At 36.4% G+C, this 13,170-nt stretch carries 10 protein-coding genes; 2 read left to right on the top strand and 8 right to left on the bottom strand.

All coding sequences use genetic code 11. The features are described 5' to 3' along the window. Positions 1–305: 305 nt before the first annotated feature. From AC4FQ5_RS12445 to AC4FQ5_RS12410, 8 genes are all read right to left on the bottom strand, one after another. Positions 306–779 (bottom strand): hypothetical protein, encoded by a 474-nt coding sequence (locus AC4FQ5_RS12445; protein ID WP_491143750.1) that lies wholly within the window; start codon positions 777–779, stop codon positions 306–308. 87 nt (positions 780–866) lie between these two features. Continuing rightward, positions 867–1,778, bottom strand: coding sequence for a hypothetical protein (locus tag AC4FQ5_RS12440; protein WP_491143748.1), 912 nt, complete (start codon positions 1,776–1,778; stop codon positions 867–869). A 10-nt stretch (positions 1,779–1,788) separates the two neighbouring features. Then, on the bottom strand, positions 1,789–2,625 hold the full coding sequence (locus AC4FQ5_RS12435) for a hypothetical protein (protein WP_491143746.1): 837 nt from the start codon (positions 2,623–2,625) through the stop codon (positions 1,789–1,791). Positions 2,626–2,634: 9 nt separating this feature from the next. Continuing rightward, entirely contained in the window at positions 2,635–5,097 is a 2,463-nt protein-coding gene (locus tag AC4FQ5_RS12430) for a phage tail-like protein (protein ID WP_491143744.1), read from the bottom strand. 287 nt (positions 5,098–5,384) lie between these two features. Further along, positions 5,385–6,407, bottom strand: coding sequence for a C-type lectin domain-containing protein (locus AC4FQ5_RS12425; RefSeq protein WP_491143743.1), 1,023 nt, complete (start codon positions 6,405–6,407; stop codon positions 5,385–5,387). Positions 6,408–6,426: 19 nt separating this feature from the next. After that, positions 6,427–7,365: a C-type lectin domain-containing protein gene (locus AC4FQ5_RS12420; RefSeq protein WP_491143741.1), complete on the bottom strand. Its 939-nt coding sequence runs from the start codon at positions 7,363–7,365 to the stop codon at positions 6,427–6,429. A 12-nt stretch (positions 7,366–7,377) separates the two neighbouring features. Beyond that, the gene (locus AC4FQ5_RS12415) at positions 7,378–8,364 is read right to left on the bottom strand and encodes a C-type lectin domain-containing protein (protein ID WP_491143739.1); all 987 of its coding nucleotides are present in this window, start codon (positions 8,362–8,364) and stop codon (positions 7,378–7,380) included. Between the two features lie 190 nt (positions 8,365–8,554). Then, positions 8,555–9,175, bottom strand: a complete 621-nt coding sequence (locus tag AC4FQ5_RS12410; RefSeq protein WP_491143737.1) for a hypothetical protein — start codon at positions 9,173–9,175, stop codon at positions 8,555–8,557. 800 nt (positions 9,176–9,975) lie between these two features. Between AC4FQ5_RS12410 and AC4FQ5_RS12405 the strand changes: the two genes are divergently transcribed. Together AC4FQ5_RS12405 and AC4FQ5_RS12400 are read left to right on the top strand one after the other, a co-directional pair. Then, the gene (locus tag AC4FQ5_RS12405; RefSeq protein ID WP_491143735.1) at positions 9,976–11,586 is read left to right on the top strand and encodes a helix-turn-helix domain-containing protein; all 1,611 of its coding nucleotides are present in this window, start codon (positions 9,976–9,978) and stop codon (positions 11,584–11,586) included. 209 nt (positions 11,587–11,795) lie between these two features. Beyond that, entirely contained in the window at positions 11,796–13,028 is a 1,233-nt protein-coding gene (locus tag AC4FQ5_RS12400; protein WP_491143733.1) for a T9SS type A sorting domain-containing protein, read from the top strand. Positions 13,029–13,170: the final 142 nt, after the last annotated feature.

Raw genomic sequence — 13,170 nt, 5'->3', positions numbered from 1 at the left:
TTTCAGCCAGAGTAAACCTTTAAAAACACAAATTATGGTAAACTAATAACCTGATCTACCCGGCTGGAAGAATAACCAATTCAAATTATATATTTCATTGTTGACGTCTTAAAGTCCATCTTTGACGTCATTGATGCCAAATTTGACATCCTGAAACTCAAGCTTGGGGTTATGTAACCTCAAATTTGGGGTCTCGCACATCATTTTTCAGGTCTTAGACTTCATTTTTGACGTCCTGAACCCCAAATTTGGGGCTATACAACCTCATCGTTGCACTTCAAGACGTCAAAAGGGAGGATGATCAGCTATTCCTTGGATTCAGGAGAAGTGGAGTTGCCACTACTACCGCCTGTACGATTAAAAAATTGCCTGATCTCATCCACTTTGGTATGGAAACCGGTGCTGCCGGAATCATTGCGATATACAGAATATTGGTAATCTATCAAAGAAGCCTGATAGTTGTCCCAATCGTGTAAGATCTTAGCATTCTCTAGTCCCCGGCTAAGCTCTGTAAGGCTATTGGTGAGTGATTGCAAAAAGTTGCGACTGACAAAATCATTGCCAAATTCTTCCCAATCTACTTCGGGGCTGGAAAGCTGAGGATCACTATCTCTATAATCCTTCACTTTATTTATTATCAGTTTGTTTTGCTCGTTGACACTTCCAAACTGTTGACGTTCTTCAGGCGTTAGCGGCGCTACCTTTCCCGACAATGCTGTACTTATTGCCGTTTTTTCTGCTTCAGAAAAATGTCGGCTTTCAAAGTTTAAAAAGGGCATAAATTAATTATTTAATGGTTATTAATAAATGGTTGATAATTAAAGATTAGTGATTAATAACTAACCACTAATCATTTAAAATTATTTTTATTGCTCCACAATCGTAAGGGCATTATACACCCCACTTGATGTAGTATTGAACTGGCTAAGATAAGTGTCGGCAAATTCTGTCGAAATCCAAGAAAAAGGTCTTAGCTTATCCCCTTGGTTTAAATAAACACTTACCGTACAGGCAGATCCTACCGGTAATGTATTAGCGGCAGCATTTCCTGAATCTGAAGCATACCCATTATTTGTTTTTACCCTTTGGGTAATCACATTGGCTGAGTTCCTTACTTCCCAAATAGCTTCTGTTTGGTTGCTACTACCTGATTGTACAAATTGGATTGAGAGCGCATAGGTAAACGTGGCAAAATATACCCCTGCTCTTGGCGCTACAAACTCACCCGTAATGGGATTGAAATTAGCTGTTGGCACACCAGAATCAGAATCTAATTTCTCCGTCCAGTTCGTTAAATAAGATGAACGACGTTGCATTAAACCTGCTTTCGGGCCTGAATCTGCTCCTTCAAACACTTCGGTATCCTGTGTTGTTTTATTCGCCATTACCACTATACGAGGTTTCCCATTTGGGAAAAAACTTACCCAGTTGGTACCGTCAGAATATTCCAGATAGCCCTTTACGCCAATTGCGGGGCTATTAACATATCGCAGTGCACCTTTACCGGCAGCTGCCGCCGTTTGGGTAGTATTTCCTATGGCAACGGAACCGTTTGTACCGCCGCTTCGCAGATCAATTGCTACCTTTGGACCGGCGACCAATACGCCGACCTTGCCTGTATTGTCTACAATTACATTACCTGCAGTAGTAACAATTTCTGCAGGATTTGAAGGGCTAAGTGTACCTACTCCCATCTGGGCGTTTGCCTGTGTTATAAACAATACCATTGGTAAACAAGTAGTCGCCAAACTTTTTATTTTATGTTGTAATATTCTCATTGTTATACTTTTATAATTCACTAATGCTAATATTGTTTAAAGTTCCGTCATTAAGGGTGTTTCTACTACTCCCCAAGGTATGTCTCACTTTAAACCTTATAGTTTCACCTGCTGCAAGGTTAAAGATCGCATTACAATTACCACTTACAAAATTGCTTCTTATAGTAGCCTGAAATGCCGGAAAAGAATTTATTGTTCTATACACCGGAATATTATTGGTAGCTCCTGTGCTTTCAATTATCGTTTCAATAAAGGTGTTTCTATTGATAGTTCCAGTATCTAAAGTAATATTGAAAGCCACCAGGTAAAACCCAGCACGAGGTGCTGTAAATGTACCCGTAGCTAAATCAAAATCGTTACCTGTATCAACAGTTTCATTCGTCCAGCCTGTTACATAAGTTTCTGTGTTGTTAGCAATTGCAAGAGCGGTATTTTTATTGGCATTTACCAATGCTTTGGTTGGTGGTGTTAACGGTAAAGCAATCCATTTTTCGCCATCCGAATAATCCAGATAACCGGAAGTATTGTAACGTATGGCGCCTGCACCTGCAACGGCAGCAGTTTGTGCAGTATTTTGCCCTACACCAATAATCCCTTTCTGATCTGCTGAGCGGAGATCTACTTTGGTTACAGGAGTCAAAACTCCCACTCCCAGATTACCTGCCGCTGTTACCACCACATCATTGGCTGCCTGACCAGTAGTCACAGTAGCCGCATTATCATCTGCCGCATCTATATGCAAGGGAGTAGACGGGTTTTGGGTAAGCACTCCTGTTTGTGCCGCTATAGTACCTGTAGAAAAAATAAGAGTACAAGCCAGCAACTGATATATCATTTTCTTTTTCATAATCTATTTTTAATGTTCTATAATGGTTAAATTATTAAATCCGTCATCCGGGTTTGCAGGATCGGCAGCATTACTGGTTACCCTCAAATTAATATTGCCTCCTGTTAAATTATGTAATAATCTAGGCACTACAGTATCTCCTTGAGCCAAGGTTAATGTAACAGTACTTGATCCTCCTGCCTGTGTCTGTTTACTTGCATTAGCATCATCCGGAGTACCCGTCATCGACTGACCGAATGTTTTATACACCCTAGCCAAAATAGCAGGCGTTCCAGAAGTTCTATAAATCTGTGATTCTACCCGAGTAGCATCAGCAATCACAGTATTTACAAGGTTAAACGTCAATAGAAAGGTGTACGTTCCTGCCCGTGGTGCCGTAAAAACACCTGTTGTAGGAGTAAAACTATTGCTCAAATCGTATACCTCATTCCAACCGTCAATAACAGTAGCTGATGTTCCTATTGCTTTAGTGGAAATTTTACGTGCCACCACTACTGCTTTTTGTGGAGCGATGTATAATTTGTTCCAAACAGAGCCGTCTGACACCTCAATTTTTGCACCAACCGGTACATTAACTTCATCATAACGTACAGCACCAGCAGCAGCAGCAACAGCTGTCATTGTGGTAGTACCAATACCCAAAGCATTATCTGTATTTACTGTAGATCTCATATCGAGAGGTACTATAGGAGCTGAAACACCCACACCGATAAAGCCTGTCGTTTTATCTACAATCACATCATTGGCTGCCTGCGTTGCCGTAGGTGCTGTGGGCGCAGTAGCATCATTATCCTTGGCTCCGTCTACGTGCAAAGCACCTTTAGGGTTTCTGGTGCCAACGCCGGTTTGCCCCGACTGGGCAGAGACCCAACCGACTGAGCAACAACATATTGACATTGCCAATATTGTGTTGATTCCTTTATATTTATTTTTCATTTTAAAGGAATTTGAATTACTTATTATTTTTTTCAAAAGAAGCTGCTCCAGTTTTTCCATACGGGATTTCAGGTCGCTGATCTCTGTTTTTTGTTTAGAAATCTCTTCTTGCTGCTCGATAGTGTGCAGATACAGTTCTTCTATCTTTTCCAATTGCTGGATGGATAACTCAGATAAATTAACGGTGTAACCGTCTTTGGTTTTCAAAATATCTTTGATAGCGGTAACGCCCGGCAAATGCTTGTTTGCTTTGATGTAAGCTGCTGTTTCTGCTAATGATTTGAATTTGTATGTTTCGTCAATTTTAGACACTCCATCATAATAATCTTCAAAAACATAATCGGCATATTTACCTGTTGTGGTGTAATAACTTCCTGTTGTTGCAACATCACCTGATACTGATAATTTTGGTGTAATGGTAACCGAGTTGGATGTAAATGGCGCAATAGGTGTTTGAGAACCTATGGAAACATTACCCGCCTGGTAGATATTCTGGGTATTTGTAGTTGCCGCCGTAGTACCACCCTGTACATTCCATGGTTCTGTTGGAACAGTCACAAGTGAAGAAATGTCTTTCCAGGATAGGGTTGACAAAGTAGAATTACCATCTGTGGTAAGCACCTGGTTGGCAGAGCCATTATTTCTTGGGAAAGTATAGCTACCTTCTGTAGTACCGCTTGAATTAAGGAAATTAAAGTTAATACCATTAGCTCTCTCTACTCGTAATGTAGATTTATATCCCGTTCCTGTAGAAAACCCATCAGTAATTTCAGCACCAGTTCCTGAAGCAAGCCTTAAGCTTGTAGTCCTGTTGCCAGCGGCGGTCGTTATAACAGATGTAGCCACACCTGAAGTAGCAGTATTCAAATTTTGTGCTGAAGATCCACTACCCAAATCAGTACTTAACAATGCTGCACCTACATTATTATTTGCGTATAAGGCATTAATTCTCGTAGCACTGGCAAAATCAGCATTATCTGCTACCACCAATGCGTTAGTTGGTACACCGAAAGTAGTAGTATCATTATTGTCAATAGAGCTATAAAAACCAGTGGCTGTATAAGTAGATTTTAAATCCCCTTTTACTTCAAATTGCTTGTTTGTTGTTGGTGTATTGATAGCAACCTTACCAGTTTGGTAAATATTTTGGGTATTTGCGGTTGCCGGAGTTCCGTCAGCCTGATTGTACCAAGGTTCCGCACCAGCACTAGCTGTTCCAGTCCCAAACTTTATCCAAATTGCACCATCAAAGTAGTAGTAACCTTCTGCAGTGATATTTGCTGTTTTTACAGAAGGTGTACCAACAGCTGATGTTGCATATACAATAGCTCCTTTTTGATCTGCAAGATACTGTCCATCTTTTCCTTTAATATCGTCACCCGATAGTCTCGGAGCGATAATTCCTTCTGCTGTTGTGCTAGGTGTTTTTGCAGAAACGTCTAAAGTTGCTTTTGGACTTTCGTTGTTAATACCCACTTGTGAGTATGCAAATGAGCTTATTACTAAAGCTCCTAAAAGAATGATGTTTTTTTTCATTTTGAAATTAATTTAATTTTTAAAATTTGTGTTTATCTTGTGTTTTCTTATGGTTATTTTTTCCTTTCTAATCCCTGCCTTCTACAGACTGGATGTATGAGGAGAAAACGTATCTGTAATTTTTTTAACTCGTCCACTATTGGTTATTAAAATGATACAGATTGAGGTTATTTGATATTGAATATTTCTGGTCTGCCAGTTTTATACTGAATCCACCAAAAATCTATCTTAAAATCCGCTGTTACAACTATCTTAGTGGGAAAGTGAAACAGCGGACAGAAAAATTATTACTGATTAAATTCTATAATTAATTGGTTAAATGCTCTACGCTCTTCAATTAAATCGTCATTTCCAGGATAAAAAGTAGTTTGTGTACAAGGTGCATCATTCCATTTAAGTCTCAAACCACTCAAACCACTACTCATACCGTCAGCCCACATATGGGTACATCCTTCATTATTAAAGCGATTATTTGGTTCGTCTTGAACGCCACCAGAATTAGTTGCAAAATTTTGCTCTACAATTGTTGTATTGCTCCACACGTATTTAGACTCTTCCCCTGTAATCCAATAAAATTCAATGGGAATCCCCGGAGCCGGCTGGTTAGCAGGTGTGAAAGATCTGTTGATTGCCTTATTATTTCCAATCCAAAGATTGTTATTCAGCTGACCATATCCACCATTACTGCCATTGATAATATTGTTTGTAACAAAAATCCTTTCGTTATCAGAAGTAATGGTTACCAGATAGCCATTCAATTGCTTTCCTACGTTGTATGCAGTTCCCCAATTAACGCCATTAGCTCCAGGGTTAGCATTACTACTCCCATTATTACCACTAGTATAAGCACAGTAGTAGTGGTTATTAAAACCCGAACCAGTAGTCCATTGTGTACACCCTCTTTTTGTAAATGTTACGCCATCTACAGTAACACTATTAGCCGCCGCAGAAGCTATACCATTCGGATTGTACCCAAGAATAGAGGGTATCACTCCGTCTGATACTATATTGGTTCTGGAACCAATTCCTGTTGGCTGCCAAGCGGTACCATCCCAGAAATAATAGCCTGGGTCTAGTGAAACATTGTCTGTCGTATTATAGACTAGCATACCTTCTGTTGCAGTACCAGTTAAGGTCCAAGTACCAGTAGCTATCAAAGCTACTTGAGGTGCCAAAAATCCTTTATCAGAAGCTACCACATCCAGTACCGTAGAACCATCGGGAGTTTGCGTGCCTATACCAATCTGCCCAAACAAAGAGTTCGACGTGCATAAAATGGTAAGTATTGATATGTATATTGTTTTTCTCATTATGCAAATTTTATTTTTTTTAATAGGTATCTTGAAATTCTACGATTACTTGACTGTTAGTACCTCCTGTATCGTCGCAGTCTTTGTCACCCCATTGTCTGCTTCCACCTGTCATTATAAAAGCACAACGATTGGAGCTCCCAATATTTGGCGTAGTGGCAAAATTATTTTGTACGGTTGCTCCAGTAGGGACTTCCCAATTTACTGACCATTTTTCTCCTGTAATCCATTTGTATCTGTAGCGTGCATAATCTACACTATTATACGTATCATTGTTATTCCCTGCCAATGGGATATAACGGCTTTGATATTTGTTATAACCCAGCCAGATATTATTCAATAAATTTTTAGCATCAATAATATTAGTCTTCAGCCAATTTCTTTCTGCATCTGAAGTAATGGTAACCAAGTAGCCTCCTCTGTACTGTGCAAAGCTAAAAGCCTGTTCCCACTCTGGGTCACTACTTCGCGTGTAAGCACAATACGTATGATTGTTACCACCGACACTTACATCCCATTTTACACATCCATTTTTTGTCCAAGTGCCATTACTCGGCTGATTGATACTTCCTGTAGAATTATCAGCAGTAATCCCTACATTACTTGGGGTATACCCCAATACAGCAACGTCTATTTTTTGTTGGAAAATATAAGAATCAGTAATCTTCCCAAGAGGTTGCCAAGCATTGTTATATCTGTAATAATAGCCTGGTGTTACGTCTGCTATTGTATTGGTATTATAGACTACTAAGCCATCTTTTGGTATAGTAATAGTTGCAACATCTGTAGTGGAAAGCAAAGCCACATTGGGTAGAGAAACACCTTTGTCAGTAGCATCTACCTGCAACATCGCAGACGCTGATATTAAAGGTGGGGTTGTGAGATTTGTGACCTGAACCTGAGCAGATGTACTTATGCTAAAAGCTATACTGAATATAGCCAGATAAAAATTTTTCATAATTTGTCGTTTTTAATTTTGAAATTCTACGATGAGATAAGATACCATTGCCCCAGAGACAGTTGTGCTGGTACAGGCAGCATCATTCCAATATCTGTTAGCACCACCAGAATGGGATGCAGGAAATATATGTACGCAACCTTCTGCATTAGCAGCATCATCTGGCTGGCTGTCAGCGAAATTAAATTCAAAACTTGCATTAGCATTATCCGGTGCCGCCGATAAGCCTGCACGCTCCCAAGCTACCATAGACTTCTCACCCGTAATCCAGGTAAATTGTTTGGGATTCCCTGGATAGGTTACTTTATTAAATCCTAACCAAGCATTACTTTGATTTTGTGAAGGAAGAGTGGTTGGCAGAAGATTGGTCTTGATGAAATCCCATTCCTCAGTGCTTGTAGCTGTAGCCAGATAACCATTGATGCTTTTTGCCATCGCAAAAGATGTTGACCAATTAACCCCTATAGCAGCGTTTGAAGTATCTTTCAAGTCATAACCACAGAAAGAGTGGTTGTTGCCTGCTGTAAATTTGAAGCATCCTACTTTGGTGCCTTTTACATTTCCGTAAATAAACGTAGCGGGTGCTGTAGCTCCTGTTCCTTGTGGTATATATCCTAAAGTTGCTGTGCTAATATCTGTTGCTGTAGAGCTTTGGATCGTATTTGAGCTTTTTCTCCAGGGAATCCACTGTACCCCATCCCAGTAATAGTAGCCCTTATCTAATTCTGCATTATCGGTAGAGTTATAAACCAAAAGTCCTGTTTTAAGTGCAGCGTTGGTGGTGGTAATCGGTGCTATATTGGTAAGTGACGTCAATGCAACTCTAGGTGCAAGAAATCCTTTATTTGCAGACCGTACATCTAAAATAGATGAAGTATGGGGAAAATCGGTAGGAATCGCATCACTTGACGCTATAACCCCAACCGCTTGCCCAGTTTGCCCGTACAAGCAGATTGTAGCTACAAAAAGAGGGACAGTTTGTAAAATTTTTCGTATCATTTTAAATTATTTTCTTAAAATTGTTAATTCATGTATTGCTCGTATATTTTTACGCAAATACACAAAATAGTTTTTTTGATTTTTATTAAGATTTCATATGCCAGAGCAAGCAATCATTTTTCTTCAATTCGTTCTGAACAAAATTGAGAGTAAATGATCGTGTTGTTTTTTAGCAAAGAATTAAGGTTTTCTAAACCGCAGGAGGCGGGCGAATGTGCATTTGCCAATGATTAATTTCATTGGCAAAAGACATTATATATTTAGAATTGTGTTTTTCCTGAGAAGGAACATAGAAAGAAATATGATATTGTACTGCTAAAGCTACAATTCTGATTGGTGAATTGGTAGTAGGTACTGTTATACTATTTTCGCCGCATACTGAAAAAACAGTATGGGATTCAAAAGGTAAATGTGTGAAAGTGAACCTCGCTTTAAGTGGGTATTCTTCTATTTTAGACTTTATAATGTCCTTTTTTTTGGGAAGAACTTTCGCAAGCTGGCGGTTTGCTTTATTTTTTTCAGCTTTTAAAATCTTTGGTATTTGTATAATCTCTACATTTCCGTGGATCTCCTGAGTATTATAAAAAACGGTACCTTCTGCAATATAAACTTTTGCAGTATCAGCATTAATTGTTTTCAAAGAAAGAGAATCGTGTATGGACTTTGGAGGCTCATTTTTGGAATCATCAGATATAACTGTTATCGGATGAGCAAATGCCAACATTGTGAAAGCGAAGAAAAATAAAAACAGCAAAACCTTTACCCGAATGGGATTATAGGCTTCGCTGTTTAATAAATTAATTTTCTTCATTTGTGTTTCTCTTATTTATTTTGGAAGTATATTACAACACCTATCCAGAATTTTCTACAAAATTATATGTTTAGTTCTGCAGAAGAAAGAACAACGTGTGAGATTTTCAGAATATATTACAACAAATTCATATTAAATATTAATATTTTCTGTCATTTCACAATCTAAACAAAAATATATACTATGTCTTATTTTAGTCCATTTGATGATTTAAATAAACCTTATTTAAATTTCTAAGAATTCTTTGCAGGAAGAGAATTTCGTATTAAAATACTGTACTAAATATGTTTCTTGTGTTCTTAAATACTGTTCTAACAATCATTAACTCAGACATTATTTTCAGTAAAAGATTTAAATCATAAAATTTCATCATTTGTGTTCTGCTTTTTTAATTAACTGCTATATAATTGATAGCTAGCATTATTTCATTAAGCTGATGTAATGTTACACAGATAATCTTTATTATAAAAACACTACATGTGAGGTTTTCGGAATACCTCTCTTAAAAAAACAGATAAATGAAATTGTTTTACAAATTAATAATACTGATAATCAGCACTAAAAAAAATAAACGCATTGATAAGAATGTCAGTACATATTTTTGCTAAAGAAAAATTTCGGATCATTTTTATAACTTTTATTAAGCATGCAAAAGCTATTATAATAAAGTTTACAAACATGCTTATTATCAATAAATTATACTTAACTTTAAATGTGAGGAATTACGAAAATATAACAACAGTATTTTCTATGAATTCCTACATTAGTAGTTAATTTGCAAACTTTTAAAACCACAACTTATGAAAAAATTTATACCCTTGTTATTTTGCATAATTTTCGGATTTACTCACGCACAAAAGCCTGAACATTTAAATACTGAATCTGAAATTAATCAAGAAATAGATCTTGCAAAAAAACTTTCTGCAAAAGATCTTAAAAAGACTATAGAAATTTCCAAAAACATCTATAAACACTCTAAAAACATACATTATAAGAAAGGTATGCTGGAAAGTAATACTCTTCTGATGGCAAAATATTTTGATATTGGAAATTATAAAAAGGTTATTGAGCTAAGTAAAGAGACAGAAAAATTGTCAACGGAAACAGGAGACTATGAAATATTATCGAATACTCACAGACTCAGAGCATCTTCTTATACGGAATTGGGTTTTAACAATGAAAGCCATAAAGAATTTTTAAAAGCTCTGGCTGCTGCTCAAAAAATCAAATCCCACAATTACAGAAATTATCAGGTTTCAATGATTTATACAGGTTTGGCTACCTATTTTGCGCATATCAATGCTCCTATAGATTCTGTAATTTATTATGAGAAGAAAAGTCTGGAAACAATAGAGAAACTGGATAATAGTAAAGATTTTATTGACAAAAAATATAATACATTGGCTCTAAATTATATTAATCTGGGAATGACAAACGTTGTATTACAACATGCCGAAAATGCAAAAATGTTTTTTTCTAAAGCTTTGGACATATGTCAAAATAAAGAATATAACATCAATAAAGATATTGAAACTACCCTGCTAAACGAATTTGCCTGGCTATATTTTGATCAGAAACAATATAACAAAGCGATAGATTTTGCAAAACAGGCTGAGCAACTGGAAAAACATCTCAGCCTGCCATACATAAGGAGAGATGTTTATGAAGTGATGTTTAAATCTTATGTGGAAACTGGAGGAAAAGAAGCTTCTTCAAAATATATGAATCTATATACTAAACTCAATGACAGTCTTGTAAATGCAGAAAAAAAAACCATAAATACACCTATAGAGCATATTATTGATGAACAAAATGTACTTCATTCAAATAGTGTAAAAAATATTTTAACAACAGTTTCAGCAATTCTGATAAGTTTGATCATAATAGCAGGCTTCTTTTGGAATAGAAACCACCATAGACTGCACGAAAAATATAAAAACATTATTGAATCTATCAAAAAAGAGGATGTAAAGATCATACATGAAATTAATAAAACAGAAATTGCTAAAGACAGTTTAGAAAAACACATAGGTATTGCAAACGATACTACCAATGCTATATTGCAAAAATTATCCAAATTTGAGGCAGATCAGAAATTTATCAGAAAAGATATAAGTCTTAGTCATATCGCTAATTCTCTCAATACCAATACCAGATATCTTTCTGAAATAATCAAACAACATAAAGGGAAAAGCTTTAACAGTTATATTAATGGACTTAGAATTCATTATATTATAGAATTGCTTTATAAAAATCCAAAATACAGAGAATACAAAATCAGCTATCTAGCAGAAGTCTGCGGTTTCGCATCCAGAGAAGTATTTGCAACTGTTTTCAAGAAAGAAACAGGATTTACTCCCTCTTTTTTCTTATCAAAAATTAAAAGTGAAAAAGAAGAAGCTGAGTTATAAATTTCATCATTATCTAGAGATAATTTCGGAATTTCTCACACTGATAAATTTTATAAACAAATTAATTACCACAACTTTGGTAGATAACAAACCAAATATTATTCCTTATGAAAAAAAATAAACTATTTACGGTATTAGTATTTATTTCTAATTTTTTAAGCGCGCAGGAATATCGTAAACTTGCAGTTAACAATTCGGCTTTCCAAGATGTGAATGACAATGGTGTTGCGGTTTCATTTGGACTTATTTACAATTGGTCAACCAATACTTATGTTGTAAAGGAAGCAAGTGTTTACAGGCTTAGAGGAACTAATAATAATGGAGATCTGGTAGGCAGTATAACCAATGGAAGCTTTAGATTACCTGCTTATAAACTAAGTGGCACCACCACCTGGGTAAATATTCCTTTTCCACCTAATACAACTACGACCTCTACATATACAGAAAGTGTCCCATACCAAATATCAGATAATGGCAGATATATAACCGGACAAATGGGTGTTCTGGATCAAATTACAAATACCAGCAAAGTTATTCCCTTTGTACACGATATACAGACCGGTATAACTACCAGAGCCAGCAACAGTGACTTTGTAAACGGAACTTTCTATACCGTGAACAATCAAGGTAAAGTAGCGGGATGGGTGGATATTCCAACACCCTCTACAAGACGTGTCCCAACATTGTTTAGTGAAACTGGTGTGTTTAAATATATTACACATAATGGTAATTTACCCACCTCTACTTCTAGTGAAGTCCGTGCTATCAATGAAAGTGGTAAAGCAGTAGGCACCTTCGACAGTCTTCCTTTTATATATGATCCTGTGTCGGATTCTTATACCGAATTTGCAAATCCTGACCCGTCACTTTACGCAGGAGGTGCATTTGCAGGAATATCCAATGACGGAACTATTGTAGGAATGTGGTATACCCCATCTAATACAAACAGATATCCAATAATATATAACCCTGTTTTGGGTACAACTCCTATTGATCTTAAAACTTATCTTATCAATTTAGGAGTTACTGTAAACTCGACGGCTAATTCTATGGGTGCAGCTTATGCAATCTCGCCAAATGGCAAATATATAGCTGGTTTTGAAGATGGTCCGGCGGTAGTAGCATATGGTTGGATTGTTAACCTTCCAAATCTTATTTTGGCTAATAATGAAGTCAAAAATGAGCCTGTTATACAATTTTATCCGAATCCTGTTGTTGATAATATTCATATCTCTTTAAAAGCCTCTCAATCCGGAATCACAAAATTTGAATTATACGGTTGGGATGGCAAGCTCTTAAAAGCTGAAAGTGCTTCCGTATCACAAGGTAATAATAAGCTATCTTTTAACATCAGTAATTCAGCAAAAGGATCTAAAAATGTAATCATTGTAATCATCACTCCAGAAGGCACAAGAATAACAAAAAAATTAATATTAAAATAACTTAAGATATCAGTTTTTAGTTAATAATTATCTAATTCCATCCGTAAAAATGATTTATAATTTTGGCGAATTCCCATGAAAATTTTAAAAAATTTTCAGTATTATTCACTGTGGTTATATTACAAATCACAGTTTGTATAAG

The organism is Chryseobacterium sp. DT-167 (assembly GCF_058310155.1).
Note: the sequence above shows the minus strand (reverse complement) of the source record. Positions and strands in the feature narration are given on the sequence as shown.